This window comes from Spirillospora sp. NBC_01491 (assembly GCF_036227065.1).
GTDB classification, from domain to species: Bacteria; Actinomycetota; Actinomycetes; order Streptosporangiales; family Streptosporangiaceae; genus Spirillospora; species Spirillospora xylanilytica.
Genome location: NZ_CP109432.1, coordinates 2,386,826 through 2,403,849, shown reverse-complemented (window position 1 = coordinate 2,403,849; position 17,024 = coordinate 2,386,826). Strand labels below are relative to the sequence as shown.

At 73.0% G+C, this 17,024-nt stretch carries 15 protein-coding genes and 1 pseudogene; 6 read left to right on the top strand and 10 right to left on the bottom strand.

The features are described 5' to 3' along the window. Positions 1 to 63 precede the first annotated feature (63 nt). The 4 genes and pseudogenes from OHA34_RS11365 to OHA34_RS38480 form a co-directional block, all read left to right on the top strand. Positions 64 to 831: a LamB/YcsF family protein gene (locus OHA34_RS11365; protein ID WP_285941085.1), complete on the top strand. Its 768-nt coding sequence runs from the start codon at positions 64 to 66 to the stop codon at positions 829 to 831. Between the two features lie 92 nt (positions 832 to 923). Beyond that, positions 924 to 2,312: a xylulokinase gene (xylB, locus tag OHA34_RS11360; RefSeq protein WP_329521579.1), complete on the top strand. Its 1,389-nt coding sequence runs from the start codon at positions 924 to 926 to the stop codon at positions 2,310 to 2,312. Next, positions 2,309 to 3,466, top strand: a complete 1,158-nt coding sequence (gene xylA / locus OHA34_RS11355; RefSeq protein ID WP_329521578.1) for a xylose isomerase — start codon at positions 2,309 to 2,311, stop codon at positions 3,464 to 3,466. The genes xylB and xylA overlap by 4 nt, the downstream gene beginning before the upstream one ends. Before the next feature lie 21 nt (positions 3,467 to 3,487). Beyond that, a pseudogene (locus OHA34_RS38480) lies at positions 3,488 to 3,544 on the top strand (family 1 glycosylhydrolase); the annotation flags it as partial. A gap of 17 nt (positions 3,545 to 3,561) precedes the next feature. Here OHA34_RS38480 and OHA34_RS11350 read toward each other — a convergent pair. The 10 genes from OHA34_RS11350 to OHA34_RS11305 form a co-directional block, all read right to left on the bottom strand. Continuing rightward, a complete protein-coding gene (locus OHA34_RS11350; protein ID WP_285941082.1) occupies positions 3,562 to 4,572 on the bottom strand; it encodes a LacI family DNA-binding transcriptional regulator in 1,011 nt (336 codons plus the stop codon). Between the two features lie 18 nt (positions 4,573 to 4,590). Continuing rightward, positions 4,591 to 6,027 (bottom strand): GH1 family beta-glucosidase, encoded by a 1,437-nt coding sequence (locus OHA34_RS11345; protein WP_329521577.1) that lies wholly within the window; start codon positions 6,025 to 6,027, stop codon positions 4,591 to 4,593. Continuing rightward, positions 6,024 to 6,908 carry a carbohydrate ABC transporter permease gene (locus tag OHA34_RS11340; protein ID WP_285941079.1) on the bottom strand — a complete coding sequence of 295 codons (885 nt, stop codon included), beginning with the start codon at positions 6,906 to 6,908 and terminating at the stop codon, positions 6,024 to 6,026. Before OHA34_RS11340 ends, OHA34_RS11345 begins: the two co-directional genes overlap by 4 nt. Next, positions 6,905 to 7,882: a carbohydrate ABC transporter permease gene (locus OHA34_RS11335; protein WP_285941078.1), complete on the bottom strand. Its 978-nt coding sequence runs from the start codon at positions 7,880 to 7,882 to the stop codon at positions 6,905 to 6,907. Before OHA34_RS11335 ends, OHA34_RS11340 begins: the two co-directional genes overlap by 4 nt. A gap of 90 nt (positions 7,883 to 7,972) precedes the next feature. Beyond that, positions 7,973 to 9,271, bottom strand: coding sequence for an ABC transporter substrate-binding protein (locus OHA34_RS11330; RefSeq protein ID WP_329521576.1), 1,299 nt, complete (start codon positions 9,269 to 9,271; stop codon positions 7,973 to 7,975). 98 nt (positions 9,272 to 9,369) lie between these two features. Next, positions 9,370 to 10,404, bottom strand: coding sequence for a LacI family DNA-binding transcriptional regulator (locus OHA34_RS11325; protein ID WP_285941401.1), 1,035 nt, complete (start codon positions 10,402 to 10,404; stop codon positions 9,370 to 9,372). Between the two features lie 5 nt (positions 10,405 to 10,409). Beyond that, a complete protein-coding gene (locus OHA34_RS11320; RefSeq protein WP_329521575.1) occupies positions 10,410 to 12,077 on the bottom strand; it encodes a glycoside hydrolase family 13 protein in 1,668 nt (555 codons plus the stop codon). A gap of 76 nt (positions 12,078 to 12,153) precedes the next feature. Further along, positions 12,154 to 12,972 carry a carbohydrate ABC transporter permease gene (locus OHA34_RS11315; protein ID WP_285941074.1) on the bottom strand — a complete coding sequence of 273 codons (819 nt, stop codon included), beginning with the start codon at positions 12,970 to 12,972 and terminating at the stop codon, positions 12,154 to 12,156. Next, positions 12,969 to 13,985: a carbohydrate ABC transporter permease gene (locus OHA34_RS11310; RefSeq protein WP_285941073.1), complete on the bottom strand. Its 1,017-nt coding sequence runs from the start codon at positions 13,983 to 13,985 to the stop codon at positions 12,969 to 12,971. The genes OHA34_RS11315 and OHA34_RS11310 overlap by 4 nt, the downstream gene beginning before the upstream one ends. A 49-nt stretch (positions 13,986 to 14,034) precedes the next feature. Continuing rightward, entirely contained in the window at positions 14,035 to 15,336 is a 1,302-nt protein-coding gene (locus OHA34_RS11305; RefSeq protein ID WP_329521574.1) for an ABC transporter substrate-binding protein, read from the bottom strand. Positions 15,337 to 15,525: 189 nt separating this feature from the next. On the opposite strand from OHA34_RS11305, the gene OHA34_RS11300 reads away from it, so the two are divergent. Both OHA34_RS11300 and OHA34_RS11295 read left to right on the top strand, forming a co-directional pair. Further along, positions 15,526 to 16,206, top strand: a complete 681-nt coding sequence (locus OHA34_RS11300; protein WP_285941071.1) for a nucleotidyltransferase domain-containing protein — start codon at positions 15,526 to 15,528, stop codon at positions 16,204 to 16,206. Positions 16,207 to 16,394: 188 nt separating this feature from the next. After that, positions 16,395 to 17,018, top strand: coding sequence for a GTP cyclohydrolase II (locus OHA34_RS11295; protein WP_432763066.1), 624 nt, complete (start codon positions 16,395 to 16,397; stop codon positions 17,016 to 17,018). Positions 17,019 to 17,024: the final 6 nt, after the last annotated feature.

Sequence of the window (17,024 nt, the reverse complement as noted above, 5' to 3'; positions counted from 1 at the left end):
GATGGCCCCCCCGGGCTGTGGGGCGGGCCGGCCCTGGGCACAACCCGGAAGGAAGGGAGTGACATGCGCATCGATCTGAACTCCGACCTCGGCGAGGGCTTCGGCCGCTGGGAGCTCGGCGACGACGAGGCCATGCTGGACGTGGTGACCAGCGCGAACGTCGCCTGCGGGTTCCACGCGGGCGACCCGGGGGTGATGCGGCGCACCTGCACGGCCGCCGCCGCGCGCGGCGTCGTGGTCGGCGCCCACCCCGGCTACCGCGACCTGGCGGGGTTCGGGCGGCGGTTCATCGACATGCCGCCGCGCGAGCTGGCCGACGACGTCCTCTACCAGCTCGGCGCGCTCCGGCAGTTCGCCGAGGCGGCGGGCGTCCGGGTCGGCTACGTCAAGCCGCACGGCGCGCTGTACAACGCGATCGTCCACCACGAGGAGCAGGCGCAGGCGGTCGTCGACGCGGTCGTGGCCTGCGACCCCGGCCTGCCGGTGCTGGGCCTGCCCGGCTCGGCGTGGCTGCGCCGCGCCGAGGCCGCCGGGCTGCCCGTCGTGCACGAGGTGTTCGCCGACCGCGGCTACACGCCCGAGGGGACGCTGGTGTCCCGCCGAGCCGAGGGCGCGGTGCTACACGACCCCGCCGAGGTCGCCGAACGGTGCGTCCGGATGGCGGTGGACGGCGAGGTCGTCGCGGTGGACGGCACGGTGGTGCGGGTACGGGCCGAGTCCATCTGCGTGCACGGCGACAGCCCCGGCGCGGTGCGGATGGCGAGCGCCGTCCGGGCGGGCCTGGACGCGGCCGGCGTCGAGGTCGCGCCGTTCGTCCCGGTCACGGGCTGAGCGAGAAGGGACCGATCGCCGGTACCTGGTGCGCCGCCCCGTAGCCGTCTAGGGTCGAAGCGCTTCGAAAATCACAGCGGAACGGAGCGCGCATGCTCGTCGCCGGGATCGACTCCTCCACCCAGTCGGCGAAGGCGGTCCTGTGCCGGGCCGAGGACGGGGCCGTCGTCGCCGAGGCGTCCGCGCCCCATCCGGACGGCACCGAGTGCGACCCGGCGCGCTGGTGGGACGCGCTCGGCCCGGCTCGCGAGCTGCTCGCCCGCGCCGACGCCGTGGCCGTCGCCGCGCAGCAGCACGGCATGGTCGCGCTGGACGACGCCGGCACGGTCGTCCGGCCCGCGCTGCTGTGGAACGACACCCGCTCGGCCCCGCAGGCCCGCGCCCTGGTCGAGGAGTTCGGCGGGCCGGGGGCCTGGGCCCGGCGCACCGGCAGCGTCCCGCTCGCCTCGTTCACCGTGAGCAAGCTGCGCTGGATGGCCGAGCACGAACCGGGCCATGCCCGCCGCACCGCGCGGGTGCTGCTCCCGCACGACTGGCTGACCTGGCGGCTCGGCGCGGACGAGCCCGTCACCGACCGCGGCGACGCCTCGGGCACCGGCTACTGGTCGCCCGCCACCGGCCGCTACGTCCCCGAGCTGGCGCGGGCCGCGCTCGGCCACGACTTCGAGCCGCCGCGCGTGGCGCGTCCCGGCGAGGCCGTCGGGCGCACCGCCGACGGCGCGCTGCTCGCCCCCGGCACCGGCGACAACATGGGCGCCGCGCTCGGGCTCGGCCTGCGGCCCGGCGACGTGGTGGTCTCGATCGGCACGTCCGGCACCGCGTTCGCCGTGGCGGACGAGCCCGCCGCCGACCCGTCCGGGCTGGTCGCGGGGTTCGCCGACGCGACCGGACGGTTCCTGCCGCTGGTGTGCACGCTGAACGCGGCGCGGGTGCTGAGCGCCGCGGCGGCCATGACCGGCACCGGGCTGGCCGAGCTTTCCGCGCTGGCCCTCGCCGCCGAGCCCGGCGCGGGCGGCGTGACCCTGCTGCCCTACCTGGAGGGCGAGCGCACGCCCGACCGGCCCGGCGCCACCGGCGTCCTCGCCGGGCTGACCACCGCCAACGCCACCCGCGAGAACATCGCGCGGGCGGCGGTCGAGGCGCTGCTGTGCTCGCTCGCCGACGCCGCCCGCCACCTCGAAGGCCAGGGGGTGCGCCCGCGCCGGACGCTGCTGGTCGGCGGCGGCGCCCGGTCCGAGGCGGTGCGGGTGCTGGCCCCCGCGATCCTCGGCACCCCGGTCACCGTCCCCGAACCCGCCGAGTACGTGGCGCTCGGCGCCGCCCGGCAGGCCGCCTGGGTGCTCGCCGGCACGCCCGGCCCGCCGGACTGGCCCGCCGCCCCCGCCACCGAGTACACCGCGGACCCGCTCCCGGACGTCCGGGAACGCTACGCCGCGCTGCGCGACGCCGCCCCCGTGCTGGACATCTGGAGGAACCCGTGAGCGACTTCGTCCCGCGTCCCGAAGACCGGTTCTCGTTCGGGATCTGGACGGTCGGCTGGCAGGGGGTGGACGTGTTCGGGCCCGCCACCCGTCCGCCGATGCCCGCCGAGCGGGCCGTGCGCAAGCTCGCCGAGATCGGCGCGTACGGCGTCAACTACCACGACGACGACGTGTTCGCGTTCGGGGCGACCGCCGCCGAGCGGGACGAGCGCGTCGGCGCGTTCCGCAAGGCCCTGGACGAGACCGGCCTGGCGGTGACCACCGCGACCACCAACCTGTTCTCGCACCCGGTCTTCAAGGACGGCGCGTTCACCGCCAACGACCGCGACGTGCGCCGGTTCGCGCTGCGCAAGGTGATGGACAACATCGACCTGGCCGCCTCGCTCGGCGCGGAGACCTACGTGTGCTGGGGCGGCCGGGAGGGCGCCGAGTCCGGCGCCGCGAAGGACGTGCGCACCGCGCTGGACCGCTACAAGGAGGCGTTCGACGTGCTCGGCGCCTACGTCGCCGAGCAGGGGTACGCCCTGCGGTTCGCGATCGAGCCCAAGCCCAACGAGCCGCGCGGCGACATCCTGCTGCCCACCGTCGGGCACGCGCTGGCCTTCATCCAGGAGCTGGAGCGTCCCGCCCAGGTCGGGGTGAACCCCGAGGTCGGGCACGAGGAGATGGCGGGGCTCAACTACGCGCACGGGCTCGCGCAGGCGCTCTGGCACGGCAAGCTGTTCCACCTCGACCTCAACGGGCAGCACGGCCCCCGCTACGACCAGGACCTGCGGTTCGGCGCGGGCAACGCGCGCGGCGCGTTCTGGATCGCCGACCTGATCGAGCGCAGCGACTACGCCGGGCCGGTCCACTTCGACTTCAAGCCGCCCCGCACCGAGGACGACGACGGCGTGTGGGAGTCGGCGCGGGCCTGCATGCGCAACTGGCTGATCCTGTGCGCGAAGGCGCGGGCGTTCCGCGCCGACCCCGAGGTGGCCGAGGCGCTCCGCGCCGCCCGCGTCGACGAGCTGGCCGAGCCGACCCTCGCCGCGGGCGAGGACTGGCGCGCGGTGCGCGATTTCACCCCCGACATCCAGGGCCTCGCCGAACGCGGCGCCGCGTTCGAGCGGCTCGACCAGCTCGCCCTGGAGCACCTGTACGGCGTCCGCTGACCCGGAGGAGGTCCGAGGGGATTCCCCGAAGGGTTCGTGTGGGGTGCGGCCACCGCCGCGTACCAGATCGAGGGCGCCGCCGTCAGGGCCCGGCCTCAGGTCGACTCGCGCAGCACCAGGTGCGGCTGGAGGATCACCACCGGGTCGGCGAGCGTCTCGCCGCGGATGCGGGAGACCAGGAGGCGGGCCATCTCGCGGCCCATCTCCTCGGGCGACTGGTGGACGGAGGTCAGCGGCGGGTCGGCCAGCGGCGCCGCGGCCGAGTCGTCGAACCCGATCACCGCGACGTCGCCGGGGACGGCGCGTCCGCTGCGGCGCAGCACCCGGATCGCGCCGAGCGCCATCGGGTCGTCGGCGGCGAAGATCGCGTCGATGGCGGGCTCGCTCGCCAGCAGCTCCTCGGTCGCGGCGATCGCGCTCGCCTCGCCGAAGTCGCCGTACACCACCAGCTCGGGCAGGCCCGCCCCGGCGAGCGCGTCGCGGTAGCCGGCCAGCCGGTCGATGCCGACGCCCATGTCCTGCGGCCCGGCGATGGTGGCGATGCGGCGGCGGCCCCGCTCGACCAGGTGGTCGACGGCCTGGCGGGCCCCGCTGCGGTTGTCGACGTCGACGTAGGAGACCGGTGACAGGCCGGGCGGACGGCCGCCGAGCACGGTCGGGACGCCGTTGGCCTCCAGCTTGCCGGGCAGCGGGTCCTCGGCGTGCAGCGAGGTGAGGAGCACGCCGTCGACGTGCTGCGCGGTCAGGTAGTCCTCCAGCCGCGCGTACTCGGCGGGCGAGCGGGCCAGCGCGAGCAGGAGCTGGAGCCCGGTGTCGCCGAGCGCCGCGCTGATGCCCCGGATGATGCCGGCGAAGTACGGCTCGCCGAACAGCCGCTGGTCGGACTCGGCCACCACCAGCGCGACCGTGTCGGTGCGCCGGGTGACCAGCGTGCGGGCCGCCCGGTTGGGGACGTACCCGAGCTCGTCGATCGCGAGCAGCACCGCCTCGCGGGCCTGCCGGCTCACCCGCGGTGAGCCGTTGATGACCCGCGAGACGGTGCCCCGGCCGACACCGGCCCGGGCCGCCACCTCCTCAAGGGTCGGTCGCGTGCCCTTCACCGCCATCGGCCCCCCATCGTCGTCTCAGCCCGCGTCCGGCAGGCCGCCCCGCCGGATCACCGCCGCGTACCACCGCGCGCTGTCCTTCGGCGTGCGGCGCTGCGTCGCGTAGTCGACCCGGACCAGCCCGAAGCGCTTGGAGTACCCCCACGCCCATTCGAAATTATCCAGCAGCGACCACGTGAAGTATCCCCGGAGCGGGACGCCGTCGGAGATCGCGTCGTGGCACGCGCGCAGATGCGCGTCGAGATAGGCGATGCGGCCCGCGTCGTGGACCGTGCCACCGTCCGGCGTCTCGTCGTAGCCGGCGCCGTTCTCGGTGATGTACAGCGGGACGGCCGGGTACTCGCGGTGCAGCCTGGTCAGCACCTCGTGCAGGCCCCGGTCGTCGATCTCCCAGCCCATCCCGGTGACCGGCCGGCCCCTGGTCACGAACCGCACCGACTCGCTGCCGACCCACGGCGAGTGCGCGGAGAACGGCGAGGAGACCGCCTGCGTCGCCTCGCCCGGCCGGCCCGAGACGGTGTGCCGCGTGTAGTAGTTGACGCCGAGCTGGTCGAGCGGCTGGTTGATGACGGGCAGGTCGGCCGGGTCCGGCGCGAAGCCGTGCGGTGCGAGGTCGGCGAGGACGTCCTCGGGGTAGCGGCCGTTCAGCAGCGGGTCCAGGAACAGCCGGTTCTGCATGCCGTCGATCCGCCGGGCCGCGTCCGCGTCCGCCTCGTCGTCCGTTGCCGGGGACACCGCGTACAGGTTGACGGCCGCGCCGAACCGGTTGCCCGGGAGGCGGTCGCGCATCGCCTGGACGGCCAGGCCGTGGCCGAGCAGCAGGTGGTGCGCGGCCATCAGCGACCCGGCGGGCTCGCGCCGCCCCGGCGCGTGCTCGCCGGAGGCGTAGCCGAGGAACGCCGCGCACCACGGCTCGTTCACCGTCGTCCAGTGCCGGACCCGGTCGCCGAGCGCCGCGTGGACCCCGGCCGCGTAGTCGGCGAACCGGTGCGCGGTGTCGCGCTCGGGCCAGCCGCCCGCGTCCTCCAGCGGCTGCGGCAGGTCCCAGTGGTAGAGCGTCGGCCACGGCTCGACGCCCGCTTCGAGCAGCGCGTCGGCCAGCCGCCGGTAGAAGTCGAGCCCGGCCTGGTTGAAGGCGCCCGAGCCGTCCGGCTGGACGCGGGGCCAGGAGATCGAGAACCGGTAGGCGTTCAGCCCGATCCCGGACATCAGCCCCACGTCCTCGCCGAACCGGTGGTAGTGGTCGGCGGCCACGTCGCCGGTGTCGCCGCCGAGCACCTTGCCGGGCGTGCGGCAGAAGGTGTCCCACACCGACGGGCCGCGCCCGTCCTCGGCCGCCGCGCCCTCGACCTGGTACGCGGCGGTGGCGGCGCCCCAGCGGAACCCGGCCGGGAACGGGACGGCGGGGGCGGCGTCGCGGCCGGCCTGCTGTGTGATGTCGTTGAGAGAGGTCAAGCCTTGATCGCACCTTCCATGATGCCGCCGATGATCTGACGGCCGAACACGATGAACACCACGAGCAGGGGCAGGATCGCCACGGTGGTGCCGGCGAACATGAGCGTGTAGTCCTTGAAGTAGGCGTTCGCCAGGTTGTTGATCGACAGCTGCACGGTCGGGTTCTCCGGGTTGAGCACCGCGAGCGGCCACATGAACTCGTTCCAGGTCTGCATGAACGTGAACAGCCCGAGCACGCCGGCGGCCGGCCGCAGGGCGGGCAGCACCACCCGCCAGAACACCCCGAAGGTGGTGCAGCCGTCGACCCGCGCCGCCTCGATCAGCTCGTCCGGGACGGCCTGGTCGGCGTACTGCCGCATCATGAACACGCCGAACCCGGTCACCAGGAACGGGACGATCACCGCCTGGAGCTGGTTCTGCCAGCCCAGCCTCACCATGATCATGTAGAGCGGGATGATGCCCATCTGCACCGGGATCATCATCGTGGCGATGATGCTGAGCAGCAGCGCGCCGCGCCCCCGGAAGCGCAGCTTGGCGAACGCGAACCCGGCCAGCGAGGCGAAGAAGACCGTCGAGACGGTGACCGCGGTGGACGCGATCGCCGAGTTGAGCAGCCCCTTGGCGAAGTAGGCGTCGGGGTTGTCGAACAGCCGTCCGACGTTCCCGCCCACGTGCCCGCCGGGCAGCAGCGGCGGCGGCACGTCGGCGACCACGTCGTTGGTCCGGGTCGCCACGACGATCATCCAGTAGATCGGGAAGACCGACAGCGCGAGCGCGGCGACCAGCGTCAGGTAGGTGAGCGGGCCGGCGTTCCAGAGCCCGCGGAACCGGCCCGGCCGCGCCGCGCGGTCCGGCCTCGCCCGGGAGATGAGCGTGGTCATGCGGTGCCTCCCGTACGGCGCACGGCCAGGAAGTTGACCAGCGAGAAGACGATGATCAGCAGGAACAGCGCCCACGCGACGGTGGCTCCGTAGCCGTACCGGTCGTGGCCGAAGGCGTTGTCGAACATGTACATCGTGATCGTCTGGAACTGGTGCAGCGAGCCGCCGTCCATCCGGTTGGTGGTCCCCACCCCGAACAGCACCGGCTCGGTGAAAAGCTGAAGCCCGCCGATGGTGGAGATGATCACCGTGAAGATGATCGTCGGGCGCAGCATCGGCACCGTGATCTGCCAGAACTGCCGGATCCGGGAGGCGCCGTCGATCGCCGCCGCCTCGTACAGGTCGCGCGGGATCGCCTGCATCGCGGCCAGGTAGATCAGCGCGTTGTAGCCGGTCCACCGCCAGTCGACCATCGTCGCGATGGCCAGCCAGGACCAGCCGCGGCTCGCCTGCCAGTCGATGTGCCCGCCGCCGACCAGGCCGAGCGCCCAGTTGACCATTCCCCAGTCGCGGTCGAACAGCTGGGTGAACACAATCGCGACGGCGGCGGTCGAGGTGACCAGCGGGGCGACCATCCCGATCCGGAACAGCGTCGGCATCCGCATCCGCCGGTTCAGCGCGTTGGCGGCCAGCAGGGCCAGCATCAGCTGCGGGACGGTCGAGACGACGAAGATGCCGAGGGTGTTGACGACGGCGTGCCAGAAGTCGGCGTCGCCCAGCAGGTACCGGTAGTTCTCCAGGCCGACCCAGTCGCGCGTCCCCGAGGCGAGGCCCCAGTCGTGCAGCGACACCCAGAGCGTGTAGACGAGCGGGAACCCGCCGAAGATCAGGAAGACCAGGTAGAACGGCGAGATGAACACGTACGGCGCGGTCTTGAGGTCCAGCCGGGCGAGCCGGCGCCGCCACGCCCGCCCGGCGGGGACGGGCGCGGGCGCCGGGGCCTGATGGCCCGCGGGGCGCAGATCGACGCTCATGCGCCTCCTTTCGGTGCGCCGACCCGCGGCGGGCCGTCCGGACCGGATCTCCGGTGGACGGCGCGCCGCGGTTCGGTGGGGGAGGTGGGGTTACCTGGCGGACTTCCGGGCCGCCTCGACGGCCTTGGTCCAGGCCTCGTCGGGCTTGACCTTGCCCTGGCCGACGGCGATCAGGACGTTCTCGACGGCCTGCCGGACGTCCTCGTTCTTCGGGCCGAGGTGCACCGGCTTCACCTGCGCGGCCATCTCCCCGAAGATCTTCCCGGTGGGGGCGTCGCTGAAGTAGGCGCTCTTGTGGCCGGCCACCGCCGGATCCTGGGCGGCCTGCGGCGACGACGGGAAGGTGTTCTTGTCCTTGAACGCGCCGGTCTGACCCTGCGGCCCGGACAGGAACGTGGCCAGCTCGGCGGCCTCCTTCGGGTGCTTGGTCTGCTTGGGCACCGCCAGCCACGAGCCGCCCCAGTAGCCGCCGCCGCCCGGGACGGTCGCCACGTCCCACTTGCCCTTGCCGTAGTCGCCGGAGAACTCCTCGATGCCGCCGAGCATCCAGGACGGGCACGGCACGGTGGCGAAGGTGTCGCGCTTCAGCGCGGTCTGCCACGGCGGCGTGAAGATCGACATGTCCGAGGTCAGGCCCGACCGCTCGAACTTCAGCGCGGTGTCGAACGCCGTCCGGACCGCCGGGTTGGTGTCGAAGACGAGTTCGTCGTCCTTGTCGAAGAAGCTGTAGCCGGGCCCGGCGCCGGCGTTCTGGAGCACGGTGGCGCGCAGCACCGCGGTCGGCCCGTCCAGCCACCTGGTCCTGGGCTGCTTCTCCTGGTACCGCTGCCCGGTGGAGAGGAAGTCGTCCCAGGTGGGCCAGAGCTTGGACACCTCCTCGCGCGCGGTCGGCAGCCCGGCCTTCTTGAACAGGTCCTTGCGGTAGCACATGCCGAGCGGTCCGATGTCGGTGCCGAGGCCCACGAGCTGCTCGCCGTCGGGGCTGACGCCCATCTGCCACTTCCACGGCAGGAAGTTCTGCTGGAGGCTCCGGCCGCCGTAGTCGAACAGGTTGAGGAACTTGCCCTTCTGCTGCATGTAGGTGGGCAGGATGCCCTCCTCCAGCCCGACCACGTCGCCCGCGCCGCTGTTGGTGGCGATCCACTGCTGGAGCCGCGGCTTGTAGTCGTCCAGCGTGGAGACCTTGCGCTGCCTGATCTTGACGTTCGGGTGGGACGCCTCGTACTGCTTGTAGAGCTGGTCGTAGCCGAACTCGCCGAAGACGTCGACGGTCAGCTCGACCGGGCCGGAGCCGCTGCCGTCGCCGTCGCCTCCGCAGGCGGCGGCGAGGACGCCGACGAGCACCGCCGCCATCGCCGTGCTCAGCCCGCGTCGCATGGTGGCCCTCATGGCGGACCCCTCTCAGATCGTGTGGTCCAGATGTGGGAGCGCTCCCACGAAGGAAAGACCGTGACCCGGGTCACTGTCAATGCGTCGAAACGCAACCGTTACCTGAGGGCGTCCGCCGGAGCATCCGCGGGAGCGGGCGCGGTGGAGTTCCGGACGACCAGTTCCGGCCGGTAGAGCAGCTCGGTGCGGGGCGCGCGGGCGCCGCGGATCTCGTCCAGGACGGTGCTCACCGCGGCCAGCGACATCTCCCGCACCGATTGCCGGATCGTGGTGAGCGGCGGGTCGAGGTAGGCGGTCAGCGGCGAGTCGTCGAACCCGACCACCGACACGTCCCGCGGCACCCGCAGGCCGCGCTGCCTGGCGGCTCTTATGGCGCCGAGCGCCATGATGTCGTTGCCGCAGCACAGCGCGGTGCAGCCCTGGTCGAAGAGCCGCTGCGCCGCCGCGTAGCCGCCCTCCACCGTGTACATCGTGTTGACGATCAGCTCGTCGAGGACGGTGGTGCCGGTGTGCTCGGCCATCCCCCGGCGGAACCCCTCGGTCTTGCGGCGGGTGGGCACGTACACGTCCTGCCCGATCGCCAGCCCGATCCGCCGGTGGCCGAGCGAGGCCAGGTGCGCGACCGCCGACTCCATCGAGGCCACGTCGTCGTTGGAGATGAACGGGGCGTCGATGTCGGCGCGGAAGCCGTTCACCAGCACCAGCGGCAGCGCCCGTTCGAGCAGCCGCGCGTAGCGGGCCCGGTCGGACCGGGCGTTGGCGTGCAGCCCGTTGACGAAGATGATCCCGGCGACGCCGCGTTCGAGCAGCATCTCGATGTAGTCGTCCTCGGCGACGCCGCCCGGCGTCTGCGAGCACAGCACCGCCATGTAGCCGTGCCGGGCGAGCGCGCTCTCGATGATCTCGGCGAAGGCGGGGAAGATCGGGTTGGTCAGCTCCGGGATGATCAGCCCGATCAGCCCGGCCCGCCGCTGCCGCAGCCGGGCCGGGCGCTCGTACCCGAGCACGTCCAGGGCGGTCAGCACCGCCTGCCGGGTCGTCGGGGACACGCCCTGCTTGCCGTTGAGCACCCGGCTCACCGTCGCCTCGCTCACCCCGGCGTGCGCCGCGATGTCCGCCAGGCGCGTCGTCATGGCCATCAAGCCACCTCCCACCAGACCGCGGTGCCCGGGGCCAGTTCGATGCGTCCGCCGGCCGCGCGCACGGGCCCGCTGGCCAGCAGCGGCGCACCGAACGCGGCGATCTGGACGGTCCGGTCTCCCATGTTCACAGCGCACCCGACGGACCGGCCCGCCGGGGTGCCCGCACCGCCGGCGCCGTCCGGGCCGCCGGGCTCGCGGACGAACATCAGCGTGCCGGGCGGGCCCACCAGCCAGCGCAGCGGGCCGTCGCCGAGCGCGGGGTGCCCGCGGCGGACGCGCAGCGCGTTCCGGTAGAGGGCGAGCGTCGAGTCCGGGTCGGCGTCCTGCGCGGCGACGGTGCGGTCGCGCCACGCGGGCGGGATCGGCAGCCAGGTCGTCCCGCCGGTCCCGAAGCCGAACGGAGGCTCCTCGCCCGACCACGGCAGCGGGACGCGGCAGCCGTCGCGGCCCTCGCCCTCGCCGCGGCGGCGCTGCGGATCCTGGAGGACCTCCGCGGGCAGGTCGAGGACCTCGGGCAGGCCCAGTTCCTCGCCCTGGTAGACGTAGGCCGAACCGGGCAGCGCCAGCGTCAGCAGCGCGGCGGCGCGGGCCCGGCGCAGGCCCTCGGCGCCGCCGCCGTACCGGGTGACGTGCCGCTGGACGTCGTGGTTCGACAGCACCCAGGTTGCGGGGGCCGAGACCGCGGCGGCGGTGCGGAGCGACTCCTCGATGACCGCGCGCATCCCGTGCGCGTCCCACGGGGCGGTGAGGTAGTGGAAGTTGAACGCCTGGTGCAGCTCGTCCGGGCGGGTGTAGCGGGCGAGCCGCTCGGCGGTCGGCGCCCACGCCTCGGCGACCCCGATCCGCTCGCCGGCGTAGGTGTCGAGCAGCGCCCGCCAGGACCGGTGGATCTCGTGCACGCCGTCCTGGTCGAAGTAGGGCAGCACGGCGGTGCCGAGCATCCGGGTCTGGCCCGCCCGCCCGACGTCGGGGAGCCCGGCGGCCTTGACCATGCCGTGCGCGACGTCGATCCGGAAGCCGTCCGCGCCGAGGTCGAGCCAGAACCGCAGGACGGCCTCGAACTCGGCCCGGACCGCCGCGTCGTCCCAGTTGAGGTCGGGCTGGGCGGGGTCGAACAGGTGCAGGTACCACTGGCCGCCCGGGACCCGGGTCCAGGCGGGCCCGCCGAACACCGACTCCCAGTCGTTCGGCGGCTCGGCGCCGCCGGCGCCGCGGCCGTCGCGGAAGAGGTACCGGGCGCGCTCGGGGGAGCCGGGCGCGGCGGCCAGCGCGGCGCGGAACCAGGCGTGCGCGTCCGAGGTGTGGTTGGGCACCAGGTCGAGGATGATCCGCAGGCCGTGCGCGTGCGCGTCGGCGATCAGCGCCCGCGCGTCGTCCAGCGTGCCGAACCGCGGGTCGACCTCGCGGTAGTCGGCCACGTCGTAGCCGAAGTCGGCCATCGGGGAGCGGTAGAACGGGGTGATCCACAGCGCGTCCACGCCGAGCCCGGCCAGGTAGGGCAGGCGGTCCCGGACGCCGGGCAGGTCGCCCACGCCGTCGCCGTTGCCGTCGGCGAAGCTGCGCACGTACACCTGGTAGATCACCGCGTTCCGCCACCAGCCGCCGGTGCCGGTGCCGGCGGCTGCGGCTGCGGAGGCGGAGGCGCCGTGGATGTCCTGCGTCATCGGAGTCCTTCGCGTCGAGGAGGGAGGGGGGCGCGTGCCGCGGGACGGCTCCGGCGCCGCCCCGCGGCACGCGGGGTCACTTCACGCCGCCGGCGGTGAGCCCGGCGACGATGCGGCGCTGGAAGACCAGCACCACGACGATGAGCGGGACGGTCACCACGACCCCCGCTGCCATCTGGGTGCCGAAGGGCTGGTCGAAGCCGGAGACGCCGGTGAACTTGGAGATCGCCACGGTGGCGGTCTGCATCTCCTTCTTGTTCACCATCGACAGCGCGATCAGGAACTCGTTCCAGGCCGCGATGAAGGTCAGGATCGCGGTGGTGAACACCCCGGGCGCGGCCAGCGGCACGATGATCTTGCGGAACGCCTGGCCGCGGGTGCAGCCGTCCACCATCGCGGCCTGCTCCAGCTCGAACGGGAGCTGCCGGAAGAAGGTGGTCAGCAGCCACACCGACAGCGGCAGCGCGAACCCGAGGCTGGGCAGCACCATCGCCTGGTAGGTGTTGATCCACGTGATCTCGGTGAACAGCTTGAGCAGCGGGACGAGCTGGGAGATCCCGGGGAACATCGAGGTGGCGACGATGATCCCGAGCACCGCGTTCTTGAACCGGAAATCCAGCCTGGCCAGCGCGTAGGCGGTGAAGGTGCCGATGACCAGCGTCAGCACGGTGGTGACGCCCGCGACGACGATGCTGTTGAGCAGCGCCCGGCCGAAGCCGTTGTCGCCGGAGAACACCGCGTTGAAGTTCTCCATCGACCACTGGAGCGGGACGGGGGCGTTGTCGAACTGGTCCTGCGGGCGCCGGAAGGCCGACACGACCATCCAGTAGAACGGCGCCAGGCAGTAGAGCGCGACCACCGTGAACCCCAGGTAGGGCAGTGCGCGCCGGGTCATGCGGCCGCCTTTCCGGTGCGCTTGCCCCGCACGGCGCGGGGGCGTCTGGTCCGCTGCCGGGCCGCGCCGATGATGTCGGCGCCGAGCAGCTTGACGAACAGGTAGGCGATCAGGGCGATGTACACGAACAGCACGGTCGCGTACGCCGCCGCCGACCCGTACCGCAGGTTGGACGCCTCGAACCAGGAGATCATCGTGAGCGTCTCCACCGACCGCTGGTTGACCCCGATCAGCACCGCGGGCAGGTCGAACATCCGCAGCACGTCGAGCATCCGGAACAGCACCGCCACCAGCAGCGCGGGCCGCACCAGCGGGAGAGTGATCCGGCAGAACCGCTGGACCGGTCCGGCGCCGTCCACCTGCGCGGCCTCGTGCACCTCGCGCGGGATCATCTGGAGTCCGGCCAGCACCAGCAGCCCGATGAACGGCGAGGTCTTCCACACCTCGGCGATGATCACCGCGAGCCGGGCCGGGAAGCCGTCCGCGGTCCACAGGATCTGCTGCCGCAGCAACGCGTTGGCGGCGCCGTCGGCCTGGAAGATCCAGCGCCACAGCAGCCCGGAGATCGCGGTCGGGATCGCCCACGGCACCAGGATGCTGGCCCGCACGAGCGCCCGGCCGCGGAACGCCTGGTTCATGATCAGCGCCATCCCGACGCCGAGCACGGTCTCCAGCAGCACCGTGGTCACGGTGAACAGGGTGGTGTTGGAGAAGGCGTTCCAGAACGCGTCGGCGCGCTCGCCGGAGAAGATCGCGGTGTAGTTGTCCAGGCCGACGAACCGCTCGCCCTCGACCACGAACCCGTCGGCGTCCAGGCCCTGGCCCTTGGTGAACAGCGATTCGCGGAACCCGGCGAGGACGGGGTAGCCGATGACCAGGCCGAGCACCAGCAGGGTCGGGGACAGGAGCATGGCCGCGAGCCGCCTGGTGCCCTGCACGTCGCGCCGTTTCTCGGGCGGCCGGCGCGCTGCCGGTGGCGCCGCCGTCCGCTTTGCGTCGTACGTCGTCGTCATGTCGGTCAGTCTTCCGGGTTTCGGGCAGCTTGTGGATCTTGCTGGCGGATCACGGTGCGGTGAGCGGGCCGAGCTTGCCCTGGAGGCCGGACAGCGCCTGATCGACGGGGGTCCTGCCGGTCACCGCGTCGTACACCGAGCCCTGGATCGCCGCCGTGACGTCGCCGTACCTGACCACCACCGGACGGGGCTTCGCGCCGGCGATCGCCGTCTTGAGCACCGGCAGGTAGGGGAACTTCGCCACCATCGCCGGGTCGTCGTACAGCGCGGCGAGCGTCGGCGCCTGCGAGGTGGCGAGCAGGTTCGCCCGCTGCGACGGCTCGCCGGTCAGGTACCTGATGAAGTCGAGGGAGCTGGCCTTGTTCGCGGCGAACTGGGAGATCGCCAGGTTGTGCCCGCCGAGGTTGGCGACGCCGGGGCCGTCCGGGCCGGGCAGCGGCGCGACGGCGAACCTGCCCGCCACCTTGGACGAGCCGTCCTTCTGGTCGGCCATCGCGTACTGGTAGGGCCACTGCCGCTGGAACAGCAGCTTGCCGGACTGGAAGTAGCGGCGCCCGCCCTCGGTGTCGAGGGTGACGGCGGCCTTGGGCATCCGCCCGTCCTTGCGGGCGTTCACCAGGAACTCCAGGCCCTTGGCGGCCTGCGGCGTGGTCAGCGACGGCCTCCCGTCGGGGCCGAGGACCGAGCCGCCGGAGCTGGCGATGGCCTCGACCGCGCTGATGGTGATGCTCTCGGTCTTGTTGACCTCGGTGAAGTAGCAGTCGACGCCCTTCCCCGCGGGCGTCTTCTTCACCTTGTCGCACGCGGCCCACATCTCGGCCCAGGTCTTCGGGGGCGCGGAGACGCCGGCCCCGTCGAGCAGGTCCTTGCGGTAGTAGAGGATCCCGGCGTCGGAGGTCGAGGGCACCGCGTAGAGCCTGCCGCGGTACTGCCCGGTCGCGATGGTGGCGGGGAGCATCTCGGCCAGGTCGACCCGGTCCTTGGGCAGCGGGGCCAGCCAGCGGTTGGCGGCGAACTCGGCCGTCCAGACGACGTCGAGGTTCAGCACCGCGTAGGCGTCGGACTTGGTGGTGGCGTTCTGGATCATCTGCTGGCGCTGGTCGTTGGGCTCGTCCGGCAGCTCGATGATCCGCACCTTCTCGTCCGGGTGGCCGGAGTTCCAGCCGTCCACCTGCTCTTGCAGGTAGCCCGAGCGGTCCTTGCCCGTGACGAACGTGATCGGCCCGCGCCCGTCGAGGGCGGCGCCCTTGCCGCCGCCGGTGCCGCCATCGCCGCCGCAGGCCGTCAGCGCGAGGGGGAGGGTGAGGGTGAGGCCGAGGACGGCGCCGCCGGCCGGGGAGATGCTCCGCATGGGACCTCCTTCGCGGAACGCCCCGGGGAAGGTGTCCCGCATGTACCGATGTGGGGGGTGGTGCCGCGACGGTAGCAACGAGTTGCAGGATCGTAAATGGTTTGCAGAAAATTTCAGCAAGTCCGCGTCCCGCCGTCATCGGCCGCGAAAGGAGTGGCCTCCGGGCGCCCGCTGCGTCAGGCTGCTCCCGTGACCCTCGACCTCGTCCGCGAGCACACGATCCTGTCGGTCGTCGTCGGCTCGCGCGCCTACGGGCTGGCGACCGGCGGCAGCGACGTCGACCGCCGCGGCGTCTTCGCCGCCCCGACCGCGCTGTACTGGCGTTTCGACAAGCCGCCCACGCATCTGGACGGGCCGCTGCCCGAGCAGTTCTCCTGGGAGCTCGAGCGCTTCCTCCAGCTCGCGCTGGCCGCCAACCCGACCGTCGTGGAGTGCCTGTGGTCGCCGCTCGTCGAGCGGGTGACGCCGGACGGCGAGGAGCTGCTGTCCATCCGTACTGCGTTCCTGTCCCGGCACGCGCACCGCACGTTCCTGCGCTACGCCGACGGCCAGTTCCGCAAGCTCGAGGGCGACGTGCGCAACCAGGGCGCGCCCCGCTGGAAGCACGCGATGCACCTGCTGCGGCTGCTGATCAGCGGCCGGCACCTGGTCGAGCACGGCGTTCCGAAGCTCGACGTCGGCGACGAGCGCGACCGCCTGCTCGCCGTCCGCCGCGGCGAGGTCGGCTGGGACGAGGTCGACGCCTGGCGCGGCGTGCTGACCACCGGGATGAACGAGGCCCTGGCCCGCAGCCCGCTGCCGGCCGAGCCCGACCGGACCCGTGTCGAAGACCTGCTGTACTGCGTCCGGCGAAGGAGCGCCGACCGATGAGACCTCCCGACGGCATGGCCGAGCGGCTGGACGCCGACCACCCCCATCCCGCGGCCCCGCTTCGATTCCGGCACCGGGTGCGGGGAAGGAATCCCCTGCCGTCCGGCGCGACCGCGCGTACCAGGGGGACGGACGGCCCGCACGCCCGAGGCGCGCGGGGAAGAGGGGGGACGATGCGCGATCGGGGCATGGCTCACGACGACGTCGCGGAGGCCGATCTGGTCACCCGCCGCGGCACCTTCCGGGCGGTCGCGTTCCGGGACCGGACGGACGGGCAGGAGCATCTCGCCCTCGTCATGGGCGAGGCGAGGGCGCGCGAGGGCGTGCTGGTCCGGATGCACTCCGAGTGCCTCACCGGCGACGTGTTCGCCGCGACGCGCTGCGAGTGCGGCGACCAGCTCGGCGCCTCCCTGGACGCCATCGTCGACGCGGGCGGCGGCGTCCTGGTGTACCTGCGCGGGCACGAGGGGCGCGGGATCGGCCTGGTGGCCAAGGTCCGCTCGCACATCCTCCAGGACGAGCAGGGACTCGACACCGTCGACTCGGCCACCGCGCTCGGCCTGCCCGTGGACGTCCGGGACTACGGCCCGGCCGCCCGCGTCCTGGCCTACCTCGGCGTCCGGTCGGTGCGGCTGCTGTCGAACAACCCGGACAAGGTCAGCGCGCTCCGCTCGCACGGGATCGACGTGGCCGAACGGGTCCCGCTCCTCGTCCCGGCTACCGACGACAACGCCCGCTACCTGCTCGCCAAGCGCGACCGGCTCGGGCACGACCTGCCCCATCTCGGCCACCTCGACGGCGCGAACGGATGACCCCGC

What these genes read in the sequence shown, in the direction of transcription:
- OHA34_RS11365 (WP_285941085.1), top strand. Translation starts at nt 64, where the DNA reads ATGCGCATCGATCTGAACTCCGACCTCGGCGAGGGCTTCGGCCGCTGG.
- xylB (WP_329521579.1), top strand. Translation starts at nt 924, where the DNA reads ATGCTCGTCGCCGGGATCGACTCCTCCACCCAGTCGGCGAAGGCGGTC.
- OHA34_RS11350 (WP_285941082.1), bottom strand. Translation starts at nt 4,572, where the DNA reads ATGGCGGTGAAGGGCACGCGACCGACCCTTGAGGAGGTGGCGGCCCGG.
- OHA34_RS11340 (WP_285941079.1), bottom strand. Translation starts at nt 6,908, where the DNA reads ATGACCACGCTCATCTCCCGGGCGAGGCCGGACCGCGCGGCGCGGCCG.
- OHA34_RS11335 (WP_285941078.1), bottom strand. Translation starts at nt 7,882, where the DNA reads ATGAGCGTCGATCTGCGCCCCGCGGGCCATCAGGCCCCGGCGCCCGCG.
- OHA34_RS11330 (WP_329521576.1), bottom strand. Translation starts at nt 9,271, where the DNA reads ATGAGGGCCACCATGCGACGCGGGCTGAGCACGGCGATGGCGGCGGTG.
- OHA34_RS11325 (WP_285941401.1), bottom strand. Translation starts at nt 10,404, where the DNA reads ATGACGACGCGCCTGGCGGACATCGCGGCGCACGCCGGGGTGAGCGAG.
- OHA34_RS11320 (WP_329521575.1), bottom strand. Translation starts at nt 12,077, where the DNA reads ATGACGCAGGACATCCACGGCGCCTCCGCCTCCGCAGCCGCAGCCGCC.
- OHA34_RS11315 (WP_285941074.1), bottom strand. Translation starts at nt 12,972, where the DNA reads ATGACCCGGCGCGCACTGCCCTACCTGGGGTTCACGGTGGTCGCGCTC.
- OHA34_RS11310 (WP_285941073.1), bottom strand. Translation starts at nt 13,985, where the DNA reads ATGACGACGACGTACGACGCAAAGCGGACGGCGGCGCCACCGGCAGCG.
- OHA34_RS11305 (WP_329521574.1), bottom strand. Translation starts at nt 15,336, where the DNA reads ATGCGGAGCATCTCCCCGGCCGGCGGCGCCGTCCTCGGCCTCACCCTC.
- OHA34_RS11295 (WP_432763066.1), top strand. Translation starts at nt 16,395, where the DNA reads ATGGCTCACGACGACGTCGCGGAGGCCGATCTGGTCACCCGCCGCGGC.